Source organism: Streptomyces sp. NPDC054887, assembly GCF_053610585.1.
Genome location: NZ_JBSGYQ010000005.1, coordinates 104,396 through 124,352, shown reverse-complemented (window position 1 = coordinate 124,352; position 19,957 = coordinate 104,396). Strand labels below are relative to the sequence as shown.

The 19,957-nt window shown below is 72.4% G+C and carries 18 protein-coding genes and 1 pseudogene; 9 read left to right on the top strand and 10 right to left on the bottom strand.

Translation table 11 applies throughout. The features are described 5' to 3' along the window. Positions 1-20: 20 nt before the first annotated feature. Genes ACWGH0_RS04620 through ACWGH0_RS04605 form a run of 4 tightly spaced genes read right to left on the bottom strand, consistent with a single transcriptional unit; the run spans position 21 to position 4,333 of the window. On the bottom strand, positions 21-800 hold the full coding sequence (locus tag ACWGH0_RS04620; protein ID WP_453402653.1) for a CDP-alcohol phosphatidyltransferase family protein: 780 nt from the start codon (positions 798-800) through the stop codon (positions 21-23). Next, positions 778-1,839 carry an iron-containing alcohol dehydrogenase family protein gene (locus ACWGH0_RS04615; protein WP_138901526.1) on the bottom strand — a complete coding sequence of 354 codons (1,062 nt, stop codon included), beginning with the start codon at positions 1,837-1,839 and terminating at the stop codon, positions 778-780. Before ACWGH0_RS04615 ends, ACWGH0_RS04620 begins: the two co-directional genes overlap by 23 nt. Next, complete coding sequence (locus ACWGH0_RS04610; RefSeq protein WP_138894317.1) at positions 1,827-2,564, bottom strand: phosphocholine cytidylyltransferase family protein; 738 nt, start codon at positions 2,562-2,564, stop codon at positions 1,827-1,829. The genes ACWGH0_RS04615 and ACWGH0_RS04610 overlap by 13 nt, the downstream gene beginning before the upstream one ends. Beyond that, on the bottom strand, positions 2,561-4,333 hold the full coding sequence (locus ACWGH0_RS04605) for a DUF5941 domain-containing protein (protein WP_453402707.1): 1,773 nt from the start codon (positions 4,331-4,333) through the stop codon (positions 2,561-2,563). Before ACWGH0_RS04605 ends, ACWGH0_RS04610 begins: the two co-directional genes overlap by 4 nt. Positions 4,334-4,583: 250 nt before the next feature. On the opposite strand from ACWGH0_RS04605, the gene galE reads away from it, so the two are divergent. From galE to idi, 4 genes and pseudogenes are all read left to right on the top strand, one after another. Next, positions 4,584-5,567 (top strand): UDP-glucose 4-epimerase GalE, encoded by a 984-nt coding sequence (gene galE, locus ACWGH0_RS04600; RefSeq protein WP_453402652.1) that lies wholly within the window; start codon positions 4,584-4,586, stop codon positions 5,565-5,567. A 144-nt stretch (positions 5,568-5,711) separates the two neighbouring features. After that, on the top strand, positions 5,712-6,653 hold the full coding sequence (locus ACWGH0_RS04595; protein WP_453402651.1) for a cation diffusion facilitator family transporter: 942 nt from the start codon (positions 5,712-5,714) through the stop codon (positions 6,651-6,653). 276 nt (positions 6,654-6,929) lie between these two features. Beyond that, positions 6,930-7,637: pseudogene (locus tag ACWGH0_RS04590) on the top strand (class I SAM-dependent methyltransferase); the annotation flags it as partial. Positions 7,638-7,774: 137 nt separating this feature from the next. Then, positions 7,775-8,368 carry an isopentenyl-diphosphate Delta-isomerase gene (gene idi, locus ACWGH0_RS04585; protein WP_386721563.1) on the top strand — a complete coding sequence of 198 codons (594 nt, stop codon included), beginning with the start codon at positions 7,775-7,777 and terminating at the stop codon, positions 8,366-8,368. On the opposite strand, the gene ACWGH0_RS04580 is transcribed toward idi, so the two are convergent. Both ACWGH0_RS04580 and ACWGH0_RS04575 read right to left on the bottom strand, forming a co-directional pair. Continuing rightward, positions 8,334-8,813, bottom strand: a complete 480-nt coding sequence (locus ACWGH0_RS04580) for an ATP-binding protein (protein WP_453402650.1) — start codon at positions 8,811-8,813, stop codon at positions 8,334-8,336. The genes idi and ACWGH0_RS04580 overlap by 35 nt on opposite strands. A gap of 94 nt (positions 8,814-8,907) precedes the next feature. Beyond that, entirely contained in the window at positions 8,908-9,510 is a 603-nt protein-coding gene (locus ACWGH0_RS04575) for an HdeD family acid-resistance protein (protein WP_453402649.1), read from the bottom strand. 82 nt (positions 9,511-9,592) lie between these two features. Between ACWGH0_RS04575 and ACWGH0_RS04570 the strand changes: the two genes are divergently transcribed. After that, positions 9,593-10,381, top strand: a complete 789-nt coding sequence (locus ACWGH0_RS04570; RefSeq protein ID WP_453402648.1) for an enoyl-CoA hydratase/isomerase family protein — start codon at positions 9,593-9,595, stop codon at positions 10,379-10,381. Here ACWGH0_RS04570 and ACWGH0_RS04565 read toward each other — a convergent pair. Both ACWGH0_RS04565 and ACWGH0_RS04560 read right to left on the bottom strand, forming a co-directional pair. Continuing rightward, a complete protein-coding gene (locus tag ACWGH0_RS04565) occupies positions 10,368-11,006 on the bottom strand; it encodes a DJ-1/PfpI family protein (RefSeq protein WP_453402647.1) in 639 nt (212 codons plus the stop codon). The two genes, ACWGH0_RS04570 and ACWGH0_RS04565, sit on opposite strands and share 14 nt — an antisense overlap. Positions 11,007-11,061: 55 nt before the next feature. Beyond that, complete coding sequence (locus ACWGH0_RS04560; protein WP_453402646.1) at positions 11,062-12,045, bottom strand: GlxA family transcriptional regulator; 984 nt, start codon at positions 12,043-12,045, stop codon at positions 11,062-11,064. A gap of 110 nt (positions 12,046-12,155) precedes the next feature. Between ACWGH0_RS04560 and ACWGH0_RS04555 the strand changes: the two genes are divergently transcribed. From ACWGH0_RS04555 to ACWGH0_RS04545, 3 genes are all read left to right on the top strand, one after another. Continuing rightward, positions 12,156-13,016 carry an SCO6745 family protein gene (locus tag ACWGH0_RS04555; protein ID WP_453402645.1) on the top strand — a complete coding sequence of 287 codons (861 nt, stop codon included), beginning with the start codon at positions 12,156-12,158 and terminating at the stop codon, positions 13,014-13,016. A 103-nt stretch (positions 13,017-13,119) separates the two neighbouring features. Continuing rightward, positions 13,120-13,266 (top strand): LPFR motif small protein, encoded by a 147-nt coding sequence (locus ACWGH0_RS04550; RefSeq protein ID WP_167367988.1) that lies wholly within the window; start codon positions 13,120-13,122, stop codon positions 13,264-13,266. A gap of 94 nt (positions 13,267-13,360) precedes the next feature. Beyond that, a complete protein-coding gene (locus ACWGH0_RS04545) occupies positions 13,361-15,769 on the top strand; it encodes a Tex family protein (RefSeq protein WP_453402644.1) in 2,409 nt (802 codons plus the stop codon). Between the two features lie 94 nt (positions 15,770-15,863). Here ACWGH0_RS04545 and ACWGH0_RS04540 read toward each other — a convergent pair whose 3' ends face one another. Together ACWGH0_RS04540 and ACWGH0_RS04535 are read right to left on the bottom strand one after the other, a co-directional pair. Then, on the bottom strand, positions 15,864-17,501 hold the full coding sequence (locus ACWGH0_RS04540) for an ABC-F family ATP-binding cassette domain-containing protein (RefSeq protein WP_453402643.1): 1,638 nt from the start codon (positions 17,499-17,501) through the stop codon (positions 15,864-15,866). A 220-nt stretch (positions 17,502-17,721) separates the two neighbouring features. Then, positions 17,722-18,750 carry an oxidoreductase gene (locus tag ACWGH0_RS04535; RefSeq protein WP_453402642.1) on the bottom strand — a complete coding sequence of 343 codons (1,029 nt, stop codon included), beginning with the start codon at positions 18,748-18,750 and terminating at the stop codon, positions 17,722-17,724. Between the two features lie 66 nt (positions 18,751-18,816). Between ACWGH0_RS04535 and ACWGH0_RS04530 the strand changes: the two genes are divergently transcribed. Continuing rightward, positions 18,817-19,746, top strand: coding sequence for an FAD-dependent oxidoreductase (locus ACWGH0_RS04530; protein ID WP_453402641.1), 930 nt, complete (start codon positions 18,817-18,819; stop codon positions 19,744-19,746). The last annotated feature ends 211 nt before the right edge of the window (positions 19,747-19,957 follow it).

Sequence of the window (19,957 nt, the reverse complement as noted above, 5' to 3'; positions counted from 1 at the left end):
CGCGCCCGTGTCCGCGCCCGTCACTTCAGCCTGCTCGAAGCGAGGATGGACACGAGGTGCAGGAAGGTCTGCACGATCGCGATCCCGGCCAGGACGGCGATCCCGAGACGGCTGAAGAACAGATCGCCCTGGACGAAGTCGAGGATCGCGACGACCAGGATGAACAGGCTCGCCTCGATCCCGCCGACCAGGCGGTGGAACTTCAGCGCCGCGGCCAGCCTGCGCGCCAGCGCCAGACCGGAGGAGCGGGGCACGGACGCCTCGTCCTTCACGGCGGGCAGACCGCTGCGCGTACGGGCCACGTCGACCAGGTCCGTCTCGGCCTTGATCAGGATCGCGCCGAGCGCGGCCAGCGTTCCCAGGAACGCCCACAGCCACTCGGGCCGGCCGGCGCCGAACAGGTCCGCGCCGCGCAGGCCGAAGCCGACCAGCAGGGCCGCCTCGCACAGGTAGTGGCCGATGCGGTCCAGGTAGACCCCGGTGATCGAGGTCTGCTTGCGCCAGCGGGCCACCTCCCCGTCGACGCAGTCGAGCAGCAGATAGATCTGGAACAGCACCACCGCGAGGATCGCACCGGTCGGACCGGGGATCAGCAGGGCCGCGCCGCCGAGCACGCCCACGACGACCATGAGGTACGTGAGCTGGTTCGGCGTGATCTTGGTGTTCACCAGGTACGGGTCGATGTGCAGCGAGATCTCCCGCATGTACATGCGCCCGGCCCAGTGCTCACCGCTGCGCCGGTCCTTCACACCCTCGGGGTGAACGACCGGACGGAGTTCAGCTACTGATGGCCTTGACATAGTCGGCGTAAGCGTCCTTGATCTGGTCTGCGGACAGGTCGAGGTGCTCCAGGATGGTGAAGCGTCCCGGGCGGGTCTGCGGTGCGTATTCGACGGCCTTGACGAACTCGTCGACGCTGAAGCCGATCTCCTCGGGCAGCACCGGCAGGCCGTGCCGGTGCAGTACCTCGGCGAAGAGCCCGGACTGCTCGGTCGCGCCCCGCAGGTGCATGGCGAAGGCCGCGCCGATGCCGACCTGCTCGCCGTGGCTGGCGGCCCGCTTGGGGTAGAGCAGGTCGAAGGCGTGGCTGATCTCGTGGCACGCGCCGGACGACGGGCGGCTGTCGCCGCTGATCGACATGGCGATGCCGGAGAGCACCAGGGACTCCGCGAGGACCGTGAGGAACTCGTCGGTGCCGACCCCGCCGGGGTGGCGGAGCACGGCCTCTCCCGCCGTACGGGCCATGGCGGCGGCCAGTCCGTCGACCGGCTCGCCGTTGACCCGGTGGGACAGCTCCCAGTCCGCGATCGCCGAGATGTTGGAGATCGCGTCGCCGATGCCGGACCGGATGAACCGGACCGGGGCGTCACGGATCACATCGAGGTCGATGACCATGGCGATGGGAGTCGGTACGCCGTAGGAGCCCCGGCCGTTGTCGTTGTCCAGGATGGACACCGGTGAGCACAGACCGTCGTGCGACAGGTTCGTCGCGACGGCGACCATCGGCAGGCCGACCCGGGCCGCCGCGTACTTCGTCACGTCGATGATCTTGCCGCCGCCGAGGCCGACGACGGCGTCGTACCGCTTGCCCTTGATGTCGTCGGCGAGCTGTACGGCGGAGTCGATCGTGCCGTCGGCGACCGCGTACCAGTCGGCGCCGGGCAGCACCGGCGCGAGCTTGTCGCGCAGGGCCAGCCCGGAGCCGGGGCTGGTGGCGATCGCCAGCTTGCCCGAGGCGGAGATCCGCTGGTCGGCCAGGAGGCCGGCCAGGTCGTCCATGGCGCCGCAGCTGATGTCGACGACGACCGGGGACGGGATGAGTCGGGTCAGTACTGGCACGCGATCTCACGGCCCTTCGCGAGGTCGTCGTGGTTGTCGATCTCGACCCACGTCACTTCCCCGATGGGAGCCACGTCGACGGTGAAGCCGCGGTTGACCAGCTCCTGGTAGCCGTCCTCGTAGTAGAGGTCGGGGTCGCGCTCGAACGTCGTCTTCAGCGCGTCGGCCAGCTCCTCGGCGGCCTCGGGCTCGATCAGCGTGACGCCGATGTACTCACCGGTGGCGGTCGCCGGGTCCATCAGCTTGGTGATCCGCTGGACGCCCTTGCCGTCCTGCGTGATGACCTTCATCTCCTCGTCGGCGAGGTTCTTCACCGTGTCGAGGGCGAGGATTATCTTCTGGCCCTTGCCGCGGGCGGCGAGCAGCGTCTTCTCGACGGAGACCGGGTGGACGGTGTCGCCGTTGGCGAGGATCACGCCCTGCTTGAGGACGTCACGCGCGCACCACAGGGAGTAGGCGTTGTTCCACTCCTCGGCCTTGTCGTTGTCGACGAGGGTGATCTTGAGGCCGTACTTCGCCTCAAGGGCCTCCTTGCGCGCGTAGACGGCCTCCTTGCGGTAGCCGACGACGATGGCGACCTCGGTCAGGCCGACCTCGGCGAAGTTGCCCAGGGTCAGGTCGAGGACGGTCGTCTCACCGTCCACAGGCACCAGGGCCTTCGGGAGGGTGTCCGTGTAGGGACGCAGACGCCGGCCGGCGCCGGCAGCCAGTACGAGGCCGATCATGCGAGTTCTCCTTCGTCATGTACTGCGGGTGCTCCGGAGGACACCCAGAAGCGGATGGACTCCATGAGCACCACAAGCGCCACGGACACGGCGAGTGCCGTGAGCGCCAAGGTGAGGTCTGTGTTCTGCTGGGCCAGGAGGGTGGTGAGGATCACCACTGCAAGCGTCCGGCCCTCGTGCCCGCCGATCGTCCGCACCAGCCACTGGGGCGGTGCGCCCGTGCCGCCCCGGATGCGGTACACCGTGTCGTAGTGATGGTAGGCGACGGCCGACACCAGCCCGAAGGCGGCAGGCAGTGCCCCGTTCACTTCGGAGCGGGCGGCGAGGATCAGGATCGTGCCGTACTCGGCCGCCCGGAACAGGGGCGGGACCAGCCAGTCGAGGGCGCCCTTGAGGGGCCGCGCGACGGCTGTGCCGGAGAGCACGGCGTAGAGGACGGCGGCGGCGATCAGCTGCGCGCCGCCGACGGGCTGGGTGAGCGCCGTGACCAGCAGGGCGGCGGTGCCGGCCGCGGCGACGACCGGGGCGGTGAAGGCGCCCTTGAGGCGTGGTCCCCGGGCCGCGACGATCTCGGCGACCGGTCCGCTGTCCGCGAGGTCCGCGAGTGCCTGCGCGGCCCGGTCGGTGCGGCGCGCCCTGCGGGTCAGCGAGCGCAGCACGCGGCCGGCCGTGGTGTAGAGCGCGGCGAGGGCGCATCCGACGAGCAGGGCGTAGAAGACGGTTCGCGGGGTGGTGACGGCGGTCAGGACCGCGATCATGGCCCAGCGCTCGCCGATCGGCAGGACGATCATCCGGCGCAGCCAGACCGTCCAGCCGACGCTGTCGAGCCTGTCGGAGAGGGCGGCGGTCGGGCTGGTGTTGGACTCCGCGTCGTGGTTCGCCTCGTTGAAGGAGAAGTCCACGATGTGGCGGCAGCTCTGGAGGACCATCGCGCCGAGCGCCAGGGCCCACACGTCGTCCCCGCCCCGGGCGGCTCCGAGCGCCAGGCCCGCGTAGTACGCGTACTCCTTGGCGCGGTCGAAGGTCGCGTCGAGCCAGGCGCCCATCGTCGAGTACTGGAGCGAGTAGCGGGCGAGCTGCCCGTCGGTGCAGTCCAGGACGAAGGAGAAGAGCAGCAGCACGCCGGCCGCGACGTACCCGCCGCGGGTGCCGGTCGCCGCGCAGCCCGCCGCGACGAGCGCGGTGATCAGCGAGGCGGTGGTGACCTGGTTCGGGGTGAAGCCCCGGCGGGCGCACCAGCGCGCGAGGTAGCGGGAGTACGGGCTGATGCAGAAGGTGGTGAAGAAACCGTCGCGCGACTTCACGGCGGTACGCAGCCGTACGGCCTCCTCGTCGACGGCGGCGACGGCGGCGCGGGCCCGCGCGCGCTCCTCGTCGTCCGCGGCGACGACCGCGACCAGCGAGCCGAGCTCGGGCCGCCGCACCTCGGTGCCGTCCGCGTCGAGCGCCTGCGCCACGGCGTCGGGCCCGCCCGCGGCGCCGCGCACGGCGCGGACCAGCGCGGCGCGGGCCTCGGGCCGCGCGGTGAGCGCGCCGGGGGCCGCGGCGGCCGGGAAGCGGGGATCCGTCAGCGCGAGACGCAGCGCGTGGACGTGGCCGACGAAGCGCGGGTCGACGAGGGCGACCCGCTCACCGGCGGGCGTCGCGTCGAGGAGCCGCGCGGTCTCCTCCGCGTCGGAGGCGGACCGTACGTCGAATCCCAGCGACCGCAGATCGCCCTCGAGCGGCGATCCGGGTACCGGCGGACCGGTGAGGATGGCGGTCGACAGACGAACTCACTCCTTGGCGCTGGGCAGGGGCTGGCCATGCGTGGCATGCGGCGTTCCGGCCCGGCACGGGCGCGGCGGCATGTCGGCAGAGGTTATCGGATGTACGGAAGCAGGAGTTCACGGCCCGTTCACGCCCCGATAAGACCGGTCCGGGAAGGGGTCCGGCCGACCGAGATCATCTTGGGGGATGGGGGCCCCGCCCCACAAACCGCGGCCTCCGGCGGTCCCCGGACACCCTAGGGTGGCCGTTATGACATGGCTGATCACGGGTGGTGCGGGTTACATCGGTGCGCATGTGGCGCTGACCATGGCGGCGGCGGGTGAGCGGGTGGTCGTCCTGGACGACGTGTCGTCCGGGCTCCCGCACCGGCTGCCCGGGGACATGGCGCTCGTACGCGGCTCGGTGCTGGACCGGGAGCTGCTCGACCGGACGCTCGCCGAGCACGGCGTCACGGGTGTGGTGCATCTCGCGGCGCGCAAGCAGGTCGGGGAGTCGGTCGAGAAGCCGCTGCTCTACTACCGGGAGAATGTGTACGGACTCACAGTGCTGCTGGAGGCCGTCGCGGCGGCCGGTGTGCGCCGGTTCGTGTTCTCCTCCTCCGCCGCCGTGTACGGGGTGCCCGACGCGGAGCTCATCTCGGAGGACACCCCCTGCGCGCCGATCAATCCGTACGGCGAGACCAAGCTGGCCGGCGAGTGGCTCGTGCGGGCGGCGGGCCGGGCGCACGGCTTCTCCACGGCGTCCCTGCGCTACTTCAACGTCGCCGGTGCGGCGCGGCCTGAGCTGGCCGACACCGGGGTCTACAACATCGTCCCGATGTTCTTCGACCGGATCACGCGCGGCGAGGCCCCGCGGATCTTCGGGGCGGACTATCCGACGCCCGACGGCACCTGTGTCCGCGACTACATCCACGTCGCCGACCTCGCCGACGCGCACCTGTCCGTCGCCCGGGCGCTCACCGCGCGCGAGGAGCAGACGGACCTGACGTACAACATCGGCCGCGGCGAAGGCGTCTCGGTGCGCGAGCTGGCGGACCTGGTGAGCGAGATCACCGGTTCGACGCTCGCCCCGGAGGTCGGACCGCGCCGCCCCGGTGACGCGGCGAAGGCGGTCGCCTCGTCCGATCTGATCGCCAAGGAGCTGGGCTGGACGGCCGGACGCGGCGTACGGGAAATGGTCGCGTCGGCGTGGGAGGGCTGGCTGCTGCGGCATCCCGAAGCCGCCCGGGACTGACCGTGCCGACGCCCTGACCTGCGAGCCGTTTCCGCAGGTCAGGGCACATGACAACGGTGTTCAGCCCCGTGTTGCGCATACCCCCGGCCCGTAGTTCACTGGCACCTCGGCACGACCATTCGCACCACCGGGGAGGCGTACTTCATGGGGGCTGGGCACGATCACGGGCATACGCACGGGGGGCCGCCGCCCACCGGGACGGCGGCCGCCGCGTACAAGGGGCGGCTGCGGGTCGCGCTCGGCATCACCCTGACCGTCATGACGGCCGAGATCGTGGGCGGCCTGCTCGCCAACTCGCTGGCACTGATCGCCGACGCGGCCCACATGGCGACGGACGCGCTGGGGCTCGCGATGGCGCTCCTGGCCATCCACTTCGCGAACCGCCCGGCCACCACCAAGGCCACCTACGGCTACGCCAGGGCCGAGATCCTCGCCGCGCTCGCGAACTGTCTGCTGCTGCTGGGCGTCGGCGGCTTCCTGCTCTTCGAGGCCGTCGACCGCTTCATCACGCCCGCCGAGACCAAGAGCGGTACGGCGGTCGTCTTCGCGCTGGTCGGCCTGGTGGCGAACATGATCTCGCTGTCGCTGCTGATGAGGGGCCAGAAGGACAGCCTCAACGTCCGGGGCGCCTTCCTCGAGGTGCTCGCGGACACCCTGGGCTCGGTGACGGTGCTGATCTCGGCCGGCGTCATCATGGCGACCGGCTGGCAGGCGGCCGACCCCATCGCCTCGCTCGTGATCGGCCTCATGATCGTGCCGCGCACCTGGAAGCTGCTGCGGGAGACGCTGAGCGTGCTCCTGGAGATCGCGCCCAAGGGCGTGGACATGGCGGAGGTGCGGGAGCACATACTCGATCTGCCGGGCGTCGACGACGTACACGACCTGCACGCCTGGACGATCACCTCGGGCATGCCGGTGCTGTCCGCGCACGTCGTGGTGAGTCAGGACTTCCTGGACTCGGTGGGGCACGAGAAGATGCTGCACGCGCTCCAGGGCTGCCTCGGCGACCACTTCGACGTCGAGCACTGCACGTTCCAGCTGGAGCCGCGCGGGCACGCGGAGCACGAGGCGAGGCTCTGCCGCTGACACCGGTGGGCTGTTAGGGTCTTCGCGCAGACGAATGCGTCTCGGGGACATGGAAGGGAGTTGAGGTGCGATGGCCGTCATGGTCGATGCTGCTGCGAGCAGTGTCCGGTTCGTCCTCGACTCCCGGGCTCTCGGCTGACCGCTTCGTCGCGACCTCCCGCACGTACGCGTACGTCTTCGCGCGCCGCGTCCGCGCACGTCACGGCGCACGCCGGCCGGGGCCCTCACACCAAAGGGTTCTCCACGTTGACCGACAACGCCGTGTTCGAAGCTTTCATGACCCTGCACCGCGGGCTGCCGCGCCAGGGACCCGGCTCGGACGCCACCACCCGCCGTCTCCTCTCCCTCGCCGGACCTGTGCCGCCCCGTCCCCGCGTGCTCGACCTGGGCTGCGGCCCCGGCCGGGCGTCGCTGCTGCTGGCGGCGGAGTGCGGCGCGCAGGTGACGGCCGTCGACCTGTACGCGCCGTTCCTGGCCGAGCTGCGGAGCGCCGCCGAAGCCCGCGGGCTCGACGGCTCGATCCGTACCGCCGAGGCCGACATGGGCGAACTTCCCTTTCCGGACGGCTCGTTCGACCTCGTCTGGGCGGAGAGCTCCGTCTACAGCATCGGCTTCGACACCGCGCTGGAGAAGTGGCGGCGCCTGGTCGCGCCCGGCGGCGCGCTCGTCGTCACCGAGTGCGAGTGGACGACCGAGGAGCCGTCACTCGGCGCACGTACGTTCTGGGACCGGCACTACGCGCTGCGCGACCGGGCCGGGAACACCGCCGCGGCCGTCACGGCCGGGTACGCGGTCCTCGGGGTGTACGAGCAGCCCGGGAGCGACTGGGACGAGTACTACGTCCCGCTCGCCGCGCGCGCCGGCGCGGCCGACCCCGCCACGCCCGGAATGGCGGCGGCGCTCGCCGCGACCCGCGAGGAGATCGCGGTGCGGGAGGAGTACGGCACGGAGTACGGCTACACCGGCTATGTACTGCGGCCGGCCGCCGTCTTGAGCTGACGGGCCGTCCGCCTCCGCCGCGCGCAGGCGGCGGGGGCGGACATGCTCAAGGGTCGTGAAGTACGGACAAGACGCTTTTGTACGGCAGACTTGGACGCCGGGAACCGATGCGAAGGATGGTCATGCCGAGCACACCAGTCACCGCGGCCAACAGCTCGTCGAACGGCACAGCGCAAGAGATCCTTCTCGAGCTGGTCGACGAGGACGGCAATACCATCGGCACGGCGGAGAAGCTCTCCGCCCATCAGGCTCCCGGCCGTCTGCACCGCGCGTTCTCCGTCTTCCTCTTCGACGAGACCGGGCGGCTGCTGCTCCAGCGCCGGGCGCTCGGCAAGTACCACTCCCCCGGTGTCTGGTCCAACACCTGCTGCGGGCACCCCTACCCCGGCGAGTCGCCGTTCGCCGCCGCCGCCCGCCGGACGCACGAGGAGCTGGGGATCTCCCCGTCGCTGCTGGCCGAGGCCGGCACGGTCCGCTACAACCACCCGGACCCCGACTCGGGCCTGGTCGAGCAGGAGTACAACCACCTCTTCGTCGGGCTGGCGCAGAGCGCGCTGCGGCCCGATCCGGAGGAGGTCGGCGAGACGTCGTTCGTGACACCGGACGAACTGGCCGAGCGGCACGCGCGGGCGCCGTTCTCGGCGTGGTTCATGACGGTGCTGGACGCGGCGCGTCCGGCGATCAGAGAGCTGACGGGCCCGGCCGCGGGCTGGTGAGGGCCGCCCCCGCCAGCGGCAGCGCGACCCAGATGACCTTCCCGCCGCTCGCCGTGTGCTCGATGTCGCACGTCCCGCCGGCCTCGGCGGTGATCTCCCGTACGAGCAGCAGGCCGCGGCCGCCGGTCTGCGCGTAGTCCCGTTCCAGGGCCTTGGGCCGGTAGGGGTGGTCGTCCTCGACGGACACCTTGATCCACTCCGTCCCGATCGCCACCTCGACGGCGAGCTGCGGGGAGAGCAGCGCGGCGTGCCGTACGGCGTTGGTGACCAGCTCGGAGACGATGAGCAGGAGGCCCTGCACCAGGTCGTCGTGAGCGGGTACACGCTGGCGGTTCAGCAGATCACGGACGGCGTGCCTGGCTTCCGGTACGGAGGCGTCCGCCGCCGGGGCGGTGAAGCGCCACACTCCCTCGTACCCTGCCGGTGCGTCTTCTCTCGTCACCACGTGTCGAGTGTTGGGAACGCGCTGGTCGGCACCGAGCTACTGAACACAAGTCAGCCGAATTCGGTCGCCTCTGACCACTTCACCCGCACTGGTGTCAGTTGGGTACCTCTTCTTGATCGTCCGGTGGCGAAGGCGCGACCATACTGACCATCTGACGGCCGCCCGTCCCGATCGCGATCAGGCCGAGTCCGTCGAAGAGCAGGGCGAGGGAGAAGAAGGTGCCCAGGACGTACAGGCTGCTGTGCGGCCAGTCGAAGAGCACCAGGAGGCCGAGCAGTACGCCGAAGGCGCCCTGCACCAGCGTCCAGCCGAACTGCGGGCCGCGCACCACCACGCTGCCGACCAGCCGGAAGACGCCGCCGGTCAGGAAGAGCAGCGCGGCGAACATCGTCAGCGCCTCGGCGGTGCCTTCGGGGTGGCGGATGACGACGATCCCGGCCGCCAGGTTGAGCGCCGCGACCACGACGCCGAGCCAGAAGAAGTTCGAACCGCGTGACTGCACCGCCTGGAGCAGCCCGACGAGGCCGCCGACGAGCAGCAGCCAGCCGAAGAGGAGCATCGAGGTGAGGGTGGCCAGGCCCGTGTAGACCAGGCCGACGATGCCGCCGAGCACGAGAATGACGCCCAGGACGGCCAGCCAGCCGAAGCCGCGGCTGAGCTTCTTGTTGCTTTCCGGTGTGCCCGCGCGAGCGGCCATGAGCGACTCCTCCACACGGCGGCGTGCGCCTGTCGGCCCCTTCCCGATCATAGGTTCGTACCGTCCGGATAGCATCCGGCGCATGGAGCCGCAGCTCGACCTCACCGTCGCCGACGGGGTCGCCACCGTCGTCATCGCCCACCCGGCCAAGCGCAACGCCATGACCGCCGGGATGTGGGCGGCGCTGCCGGGGCTGCTGGAGCGGCTGGCCGGGGACCCGGACGTACGGGCGCTCGTGCTGACGGGGGCGGGCGACACCTTCTGCGCGGGGGCGGACATCTCGTCGCTGCGCGGGCGCGGCGGGCGGGAGGGCGGTCCCGGTGACACCGGCGCCGCCCCGCAGGACCTGGCCGTGCGGGCGGAGGACGCGCTGGCCGCGTTCCCCAAGCCGACGCTTGCCGCCGTCCGGGGCTACTGCGTGGGCGGCGGGAGCCAGCTGGCCGCCGCCTGCGACCTGCGGTTCGCGGAGGAGGGCGCGTCCTTCGGGATCACGCCCGCGAAGCTCGGCATCGTCTACCCGGCGTCGTCGACGCGGCGGCTGGTCTCCCTGGTCGGACCTTCGACGGCCAAGTACCTGCTGTTCTCGGGCGAGTTGATCGACGCGGAACGGGCGCTGCGCACCGGGTTCGTGGACGAGGTGCTGCCGCACGGCGAACTTACCAAGCGGGTGGCCGAGTTCAGCCGGGGGCTGGTGTCGCGCTCGCAGCTGACGCAGGCCGCGGCGAAGGAGTTCGCCGACGGCCGGGAGGACCGGGACGCGCACTGGGCCGCGCAGGCACGCGGCAGCGGCGACACCGCCGAGGGCGTCGCCGCCTTCCTGGAGCGCCGTACGCCCCGTTTCACCTGGACGCCCGGGCCTACCGGAGGATGAACCGGCTCCGGCCGCGGCACTCCTCGACGAGCGCGGCCGGCGCCTTCCGCGGCGATCCGGCGTCGTACGGCGGCTCGGGGTCGTACTCCGTCAGCAGCTGCACGGCCCGCGCGTGCCCGTCGCCCGCGATCCGGCCGACCAGGGTGAGGCCCATGTCGATGCCGGCCGAGACGCCGGCGGCGGTGACGTACTTGCCGTCGGTGACCACCCGCTCGCCCGTGGGGTCGGCGCCGAGGGCCTTCAGCGCGTCCAGGGCCAGCCAGTGCGAGGTGGCGCGGCGGCCGTCGAGGAGTCCGGCGGCGGCGAGGAGCAGTGAGCCGGTGCAGACGGAGGTCGTCCAGGTCGTGGTGGCGTCGACGGTACGCAGCCAGGCCAGGAGCGCCTCGTTCTCCATCTGGGCGGCCTGACCGGGGCCGCCCGGCACGAGCACGATGTCCGGGTTCACGACGTCGGCGAAGGTCTTCCCGGCGACGAGGCCCAGCTCGCCCCGGTCGTTGACCACCGGCCCGGTGCGCTCGGCGACGAAGACCGTCTCGGCGCCGGGCAGCCGGCAGAGCATCTCGTACGGGCCGACCACGTCGAGTGCGGTGAAGCGGTCGAAGAGCGCGATGGCGATCAGCGTCATGGTGGTGGGGTTCCTCTCGTGGGCGGGTGAGTGGGTGCGTGCGTTTGGGCAGTGCTCACGGACCGGTGTGCGGGCGGAAGCGGCGGCGGTACTCGGCCGGGGGCGCGCCCAGGCTCTTCACGAACGCGCGGCGCATCGCCTCGGGGGTGCCGTAGCCGCAGGTCCGGGAGATCTCCTCGACACCGTCAGCCGAGTCCTCCAGGAGCCGCCGCGCGTGTTCGATGCGTACGCGTTCGACGTATCTGCCGGGGGTGGTGCCCGTCTCGGCCTGGAAGGCGCGGGCGAAGTGGCGCGGCGACAGGCGGGCGCGGCCGGCCAGCGCCTCCACCGACAGGTCGGCTTCCGGGTGCTCCGTGATCCACTGCTGGACGTCTCTGAGGGGTTCGCGCCGCGCGGTCTGGGCGGCGAGCTGGGCGCTGAACTGCGCCTGGTTGCCCGGGCGGCGGAGGAAGACGACGAGGTGGCGGGCGACGGTGAGTGCGATGTCCCGGCCCAGGTCCTCCTCGACGAGCGCGAGCGCCAGGTCGATCCCCGCGGTGACGCCGGCCGACGTCGCCACGTTGCCGTCGCGTACGTAGATGGGGTCGGGGTCGACCTCGACGGCCGGGTGGGTGCGGGCCAGGTGGTCGCAGACGAGCCAGTGGGTGGTGACGCGGCGGCCGTCGAGGAGTCCGGCGGCGGCCAGGAGCAGTGCTCCCGTGCAGACGCTGACCAGGCGCTCCGCGTGCGGGGCGTGGGCGCGGAGCCAGTCGGTCAGGCGCGGGTCGGGGGTCCGGGTGCCCTGGCCGCCGGGTACGAGGAGGGTGTGCGGCGCGGGTTCGCCGGCCAGGGCGGTGTCGGGGACGAGGGTCAGCCCGCTGGACGTGCGGACGGGAGCGCCGTCGAGCGAGGCGGTGCGGATGCGGTAGGCGGCCGCGGCGCCACCCCGTGCGGCCTCCCGGGCCGCGCCCGTGAAGACCTCGACGGGGCCGGTCACGTCGAGGCTCTGGACCTCGTCGAAGAGCACGACGAGCACGGTGCGTACGGATCGCTGCGTCATGCGGCCATCCTTCGGCCCGCCGCCGATGTCCGCAACGACGAGAACCCCGCCTTTCCTGCCATGCAGCCCCGGCGCTTCACGACGTACTGACCAGTCGGTAGCGTTGCGGCATGACCTCTCTGCCCGCGCGCGCCGGCCGCCGCTGCCACAACGCCCTCAATCCGCTGCACTCGACCGTGTACTTCTCCCCCGACTTCACCAAGGAACTGGCGGATCTGGGCATCGCGGACAGCAACGCGGCCTACTTCGCGGGCCGCGGAGCCGCCATGGGCGCGGTGGGCGCCGGTGTGATCACCGCCGCGTTCTACAACTTCAACCACGACCTCGTCGCCCGTCACGTCCCCCAGGTGTGGCGTACGGCGTCTCCCGAGGCCGTCCTCGCGGCGCGGCTGCGCGCCGCCGACACCACGCTGCGCCGGCTGCTCGGTGAGAAGGCCGTCGCCTCCGCCGAGATGGCGGAGGCCGCCGGCCTCGCCCTGCGCGCCGCCGAGGCGTGCACCCGCCACGCGCGCCCCCTGTACGCCGCGCACGCCGACCTGCCCGTACCGGAGCAGCCCCACCTCGCCTACTGGCACGCCGCCACGCTGCTGCGCGAGCACCGCGGCGACGGTCATCTGGCCGCGCTGCTCGCCGCCGGGCTCGACCCGCTGGAGGCCCTGGTCAGCCACACCGCGACGGGCAAGGGCATGTCGCCGCGCTGGACCCTGGCGACGCGCGGCTGGAGCCGTACGGACTGGGAGGCGGCCTCGGCGCGGCTTCGGGAGCGCGGGCTCCTGGACGCCGGCGGCGAGCTGACGGAGGCGGGCACCGCGCTGCGCGCCGGCCTGGAGGAGGCCACGGACCGGCTCGACGCGGCGCCGTACGAGCACCTGGGCGCGGCGGGAACGGAGCGGCTCACGGAGCTCGGGCGGGGCTTCCTGACGGTGGCGCTGGGGGCGGGCGCGTTCCCCGCCGACCTCACCGGCAAGTGACCCCGCCCGCCGGGCGGGTTGTTTGCGCGGCGCGATGACGGACACCCGAGCTGTGTCGGACGAAGAAATGAGCGTCGGGCACCGAGACAGCAGGAGGTACAACGTGTTGCGTGCGATAGCGGATGGGCTCCGGATGATCGGCTCGGCCATCGCGACGGTGGTGACTCTGCCCTTCAGGCTGGTCGCCAAGCTCTTCGGAGGTGCGTCCAGCACCGCGTCAAGGGGCGGCGGACGAGCACGCCGCGCCTGACGGCCCGGCCGGGGCGCGCGCGACACCGGACCCGACGACCCTGCACAATGCAGGCTCAAGCACAGCCCGCAGGAGAAGGCGAGTCGGGAACATCGTGACGACGTCCATCGAAGGCAGGATCGCCGAGGAACTCGGCGTACAAGAGCGGCAGGTCCGGGCCGCCGTCGAATTGCTCGACGGCGGCTCGACCGTGCCGTTCATCGCTCGTTACCGCAAGGAAGCGACCGAGATGCTCGACGACGCGCAGCTGCGCACGCTCGAGGAGCGGCTTCGGTATCTGCGGGAACTGGAGGAGCGGCGTACCGCCGTCCTGGAGTCCGTACGCGAGCAGGGCAAGCTCGACGAGGCGCTCGAAGCGCGGATCCGCGCCGCCGACACCAAGGCGCGGCTGGAGGACATCTACCTTCCGTTCAAGCCCAAGCGCCGCACCAAGGCGCAGATCGCGCGGGAGGCGGGACTCGAACCGCTGGCGCGGGGGCTGCTGGCCGACCCCTCGGTGGAGCCGTCGGCCGCCGCCGCCGCGTTCGTGGACCCGGACAAGGGCGTCGCCGACGCGCAGGCCGCGCTGGACGGGGCCCGTTCGATCCTCACCGAGACCTTCTCGGAGGACGCCGACCTGATCGGTGAGCTGCGCGAGCGCATGTGGACGCGCGGGCGGCTGCTCGCGAAGGTGCGGGACGGCAAGGAGGAGGCCGGCGCCAAGTTCGCCGACTACTTCGACTTCTCGGAGCCCTTCACCGCGCTGCCGTCGCACCGGGTGCTCGCCATGCTGCGGGGCGAGAAGGAGGACGTGCTCGACCTGGTCATGGAGCCCGAGGAGCCGTCGTCCGCGGAGGCGGCCGGGCCCTCGGCGTACGAGAACATGGTCGCGCGGCGCTTCGGCATCAACGACCGCGGCCGTCCCGGCGACAAGTGGCTCGCCGACACGGTGCGCTGGGCCTGGCGCACCCGCATCCTCGTACACCTCGGGATCGACCTGCGGCTGCGGCTGCGCACCGCGGCGGAGGACGAGGCCGTACGCGTCTTCGCGGCGAACCTGCGGGACCTGCTGCTGGCGGCGCCGGCCGGTACGCGGGCGACGCTCGGGCTCGACCCCGGTTTCCGTACGGGCGTGAAGGTGGCCGTCGTGGACGCGACCGGCAAGGTCGTGGCGACGGACGTCATCTACCCGCACGTGCCGCGGAACAAGTGGGACGAATCGCTGGCGACGCTGGCGCGGCTCGCGAAGGAGCACGACGTCGAGCTGGTCGCCATCGGCAACGGCACGGCGTCCCGCGAGACCGACAAGCTCGCCGGGGAACTGTGCGACAGGCACCCCGAGCTGAAGCTGACGAAGGTGATGGTCTCGGAGGCGGGGGCGTCCGTGTACTCGGCGTCCGCGTTCGCCTCGCAGGAGCTTCCGGACATGGACGTGTCGCTGCGCGGCGCCGTTTCCATCGCGCGGCGGCTCCAGGACCCGCTCGCCGAGCTGGTGAAGATCGACCCGAAGTCGATCGGGGTCGGGCAGTACCAGCACGACCTGTCGGAGGTGAAGCTGTCGCGTTCGCTCGACGCGGTGGTCGAGGACTGCGTCAACGGAGTGGGCGTCGACGTCAACACGGCCTCCGCGCCGCTGCTTTCGCGCGTCTCCGGCATCAGTTCCGGGCTCGCCGAGAACATCGTGGCGCACCGTGACGCGAACGGCCCGTTCCGGTCCCGCAAGGGGCTCAAGGACGTGGCGCGGCTCGGCCCGAAGGCGTACGAGCAGTGCGCGGGCTTCCTGCGCATCCAGGGCGGCGACGACCCGCTCGACGCGTCGAGCGTGCACCCCGAGGCGTACCCGGTGGTGCGGGAGATGGTGAAGACGGCGGGCAGCGGAGTCGGCACGCTGATCGGGAACACGGCGGTACTGCGGTCCCTGCGGGCCGCCGACTTCGTGAACGACCGGTTCGGGCTGCCGACCGTCTCCGACATCCTGAAGGAGCTGGAGAAGCCGGGACGCGACCCGCGGCCGGCCTTCCGGACGGCGACCTTCAAGGAGGGCGTCGAGAAGATCGGCGACCTGGCGGCCGGCATGATCCTGGAGGGCGTGGTGACGAACGTCGCCGCCTTCGGTGCCTTCGTGGACGTCGGGGTCCACCAGGACGGACTCGTGCACGTGTCGGCGCTGTCGAAGAACTTCGTCAAGGATCCGCGCGACGTGGTGAAGCCCGGTGACGTGGTCCGGGTCAAGGTGATGGACGTCGACATCCCGCGCAAGCGGATCTCGCTCACGCTGCGGCTGGAGGACGAGGTGACGGCCACGGCGTCCGGCGAGGGGAAGCGGGAGCGCGGCGGCGGCCGTCCTCCGGCCCAGCGGCAGGGCGGCCGGGAGCGGCGCGGCGGCGGTTCCGCGACCGGTGGGCGCGGCGGCGGTGCCGGGGCCGGCGGGCGCGGGGCGTCCCGGCAGGCGCCGGCTCCGGCGAACAGTGCGATGGCGGACGCGTTGCGCAGGGCCGGGCTGACGGACCCGAAGCGGGGCTGACGGTCGCTCCCCGCGGGTGGGGGCGGGCGGGGCTGGGTTCCGCTGCGGCGGAGCCCTTCCCCGGCCGCCCCTTTCGCGACGGTGGGTCAGTCCGTCAGAGTTCGGTCACCTTGCCCGCCGCGACCTCGATGCGGCGGGTCGTGCGGACCGCGTCCAGCATGCGGCGGTCGTGGGTCACGAGCAGGAGCGTGCCCTCGTACGAGTCGAGCGCGGACTCCAGCTGCTCGATCGCCGTCAGGTCGAGGTGGTTCGTCGGCTCGTCGAGGACGAGCAGGTTCACGCCCCTGCCCTGGAGCAGCGCGAGCGCGGCACGGGTCCGCTCCCCCGGGGAGAGGGTCGTGGCGGGGCGCAGCACGTGGTCGGCGCGCAGGCCGAACTTGGCCAGGAGGGTGCGTACTTCCGCCGGTTCCGTCTCGGGGACGGCCGCGCAGAACGCTTCGAGGAGCGACTCCGACCCGTAGAACAGGCCGCGTGCCTGGTCGACCTCGCCGACGACCACGCCGGGGCCGAGCACCGAGTGGCCCTCGTCCAGCGGGAGGCGGCCCAGGAGGGCCGCGAGCAGCGTGGACTTGCCCGCGCCGTTGGCCCCGGTGATCGCCACGCGGTCGGCCCAGTCGATCTGGAGCGACGCCGGGCCGAACGAGAAGTCGCCGCGCCGGACCGTCGCGTCGCGCAGTGTGGCCACCACCGCGCCGGAGCGCGGGGCCGCCGCGATCTCCATGCGCAGCTCCCACTCCTTGCGGGGCTCGTCGACGACGTCGAGGCGCTCGATCATGCGCTGCGTCTGGCGGGCCTTCGCCGCCTGCTTCTCGCTCGCCTCGCTGCGGAGGTTGCGGCCCATCTTGTCGCTGTCGGTGGCCTTGCGGCGGGCGTTCCTGACGCCCTTGTCCATCCAGCCGCGCTGCATCTGGGCGCGGCCTTCGAGGGCGGCCTTCTTGTCGGCGTACTCGTCGAAGTCCTCGCGGGCGTGCCGGCGCGCCGTCTCGCGCTCCTCCAGGTACGCCTCGTAGCCGCCGCCGTAGAGCTTGATCTGCTGCTGGGCGAGGTCCAGCTCCAGGACCTTGGTGACGGTGCGGGTCAGGAACTCGCGGTCGTGGCTGATGACGACGGTGCCGGCCCGCAGGCCGGAGACGAACCGCTCCAGGCGCTCCAGGCCGTCGAGGTCCAGGTCGTTCGTGGGCTCGTCCAGGAGGAACACGTCGTAGCGGGAGAGGAGCAGCGACGCCAGGCCCGCGCGGGCGGCCTGGCCGCCGGAGAGGGCGGTCATCGGCTGGTCGAGCCCGACCGTCAGGCCGAGGCCGGCCGCCACCTCCTCGGCGCGCTCGTCGAGGTCCGCGCCGCCGAGGTCGAGCCAGCGGTCGAGGCTGTCCGAGTACGCGTCGTCCGCGCCGGGGGTCTCGTCGACGAGCGCCTGGGTGGCCTCGTCGAGGGCGCGCTGGGCCGCGGCCACTCCCGTGCGCCGGGCCAGGAAGGCCCGTACCGTCTCGCCTTCGCGGCGCTCCGGCTCCTGCGGCAGGTGGCCGACGGTGGCGGTGGGCGGCGAGAGGCGCAGCTCGCCCGACTCGGGGGTGTCGAGACCGGCGAGCAGGCGCAGCAGCGTGGACTTGCCCGCGCCGTTCACGCCGACCAGGCCGATCACGTCGCCGGGGGCGACCACCAGGTCGAGACCGGAGAAGAGGGAGCGGTCGCCGTGGCCGGCGGCGAGATCTTTGGCGACGAGGGTTGCAGTCATGAGGCCTCGATCCTACCGAGGCGGCGGGGCGGGGGCGGACGGGACGGGTGGGCGGCGTGGGGGTGGGGCTGCGGCGCGCGTGGCTTCGAGGCGTGGGGGGTGGGGCTGCGGCGCGCGTGGCTGCGGGGGGTGTGGGGGTGGGGCTGCGGCGCGCGTGGCTTCGGTGTGGTGGGGGTTGTCGTAGGTGCGGGGCACGTGGATGCGGTGGGTGCCGACGGGTTCAGTGGGGCACCGGGGCGACCAGGACCGCTCCCGTCGTGCGCGCCACCAGGTACGAGCGGCCCTTCGTCGTCCGGCCGTCCAGCGGGATGCGGTGCTCCCCCGCTTCCAGCACGTCGTCGAAGATCTCGTGGACGTGCGTCCGGTACAGCCGGTCCAGGCGGTACGCGATCAGTTGCACGCGGCACATGGACGTCACCTCCACCGCCGCCCCGCCCTCCACGGCCGCCAGCCGGGTCAGGCGGCGCTGCCCGGGCGCGCTGCGGTCGAGCGCGGCCTCGATATGGGCCACCAGCAGCGGGACGACCGGCGCCAGGCCGTCCACGTAGGCGACGTCGGCGCCCGCCCGCTCGAACGCCGCCCTGGTGCCGGCGCGCACCCGCTCGTCCACCGCCCTGCCGAAGGCCACCGCCCCGTACGCCCGCAGCTCCTCCGGCGGTACGTCGGTCGCGTCGGCGGTGATGTCCGCGCCGATGTTGATCGTCCGCAGCGCCGCGGCGAGCTTCGCCAGTACGTCGACACGCGCTCCGATCAACAGGACGCGGCGGCGGGGCGGCGGCTCCTCGCCGTCGGCCGCGAGCAGTCGCTCCAACGCCGTGCGGTACTCCCCGCCGCGGAAGCGGAACGGGCCTATCCCGTGATAGCCGTTCAGCTCCAGGTCCGCCGTTCCGCTGGTCTGCCAGGCGAAGTCCCGCCAGACGAAGTCGTCCCCGGCCCGCTCGATGACGGCGGTCACTGCGCCGCACTCCAGGCTCTCGCAGTCGGGGCAGCCGTAGATGACGTACCGCCCGGCGGGCAGAGGCGCTTCCGCCTCCAGGAGCAGGCTGCGCACCTGGGCGGTGAAGATGGCGGGGGGCACGTCGGCGGCCAGAGGGGACACCGCGTCGAGGTCCGAGAGCCGGTGGAGCAGCGGGCGGCCGTCGACGACGAAGTCCATGAAGTCGCGGTGCACCTGGTAGTCACCGTTGACGAGAACACCGCCGGCCCGCATCGCCGGAGCCAGCCCGAAAGTCGCGTAGTCGGCAGACATGTCCTGAGTATCCCCAGTCATGACGTGATGTGAGCACGGCAGCACGGATTCCGTTAACGTCCCGACATGAACGGTGACGTGGTCGTGGTGGGGGGCGGGGTCGCGGGGCTGACCACCGCCGTCGTTCTGGCGGAGAGCGGCCGGTCAGTACGGGTGTGGAGCCGGGATCCGGTGGAGCGGACCTGTTCGGCCGTGGCGGGCGCGCTGTGGTGGCCGTACCGGATCGAGCCCGCCGAACTGGTGGGCGACTGGGCTCTGCACACGTTGCGCGTGTACGAGCGGATGGCGCTCGCCCCGGACGACACGGGTGTGCGGCTCGTCGCCGGGGTCATGGCGGGCGCCACGGTGGCCGGACTCGGGGCGTGGGGGGCGGGGATCACGGGGGTGGCGGACGGGGCGGACGGCCTGCGTGCCGTGCTGCCGCTGATCGACATGCCGGTCCATCTGCGGTACCTGCGGCGGCGGTTGGAGGCGGCGGGGGGTGTGGTGGAAACGCGGGAGGTGACGCGGCTGGCTGAGGCGGCGCCGGCGGCCGGGAACACCGTCGTCAACTGCACCGGGTTGGGGGCACGCGAGCTGGTGCCGGACCGCGCGGTGCGGGCGGTGCGGGGGCAGTTGGTGGTGGTGGAGAACCCGGGGGTGGACGAGTGGTTCGTGGGGGCGGCGAGTGGGGCGGAGTCGGTTTATCTGTTTCCCCAGCCGTACGGGCTGGTGCTGGGGGGTACGGCCGAGGAGGACGCGTGGGGGGTGGACGCGGTGCCGTCGGTGGGGCGGGGGATTGTGGAGCGGTGCGCGCGGGTTCGGCCGGAGGTGGCGGGGGCGAGGGTTCTCGGGCATCGGGTCGGGTTGCGGCCGGTGCGTGGGGGCGGGGTGCGGTTGGCGGCGGAGCGGATGCCTTGGGGGGCGTTGTGCGTGCACAACTATGGGCATGGTGGGGCGGGGGTGACGGTTGCTTGGGGGTGTGCGCGGGGGGTGGCTGGGTTGTTGGGGGAATGAGGCGGGGCGGGTGAGCGGGGGCGTACGGGGGCCGGGAGTGCGAGGGCGTGATGCCGGGTGGCTCGGGGGTCGTGCGGGGGCGGGGGGGTCGGTGCCGCGCCGGGGCGTCTCCACGGGTGCCGAACGTGGCAGCGGGTATCTGTAAAACGGAGAATAAGGGACCACAACCAGACCGCCGCGCACCCGCACCGGCCACACACGACAACGGGCT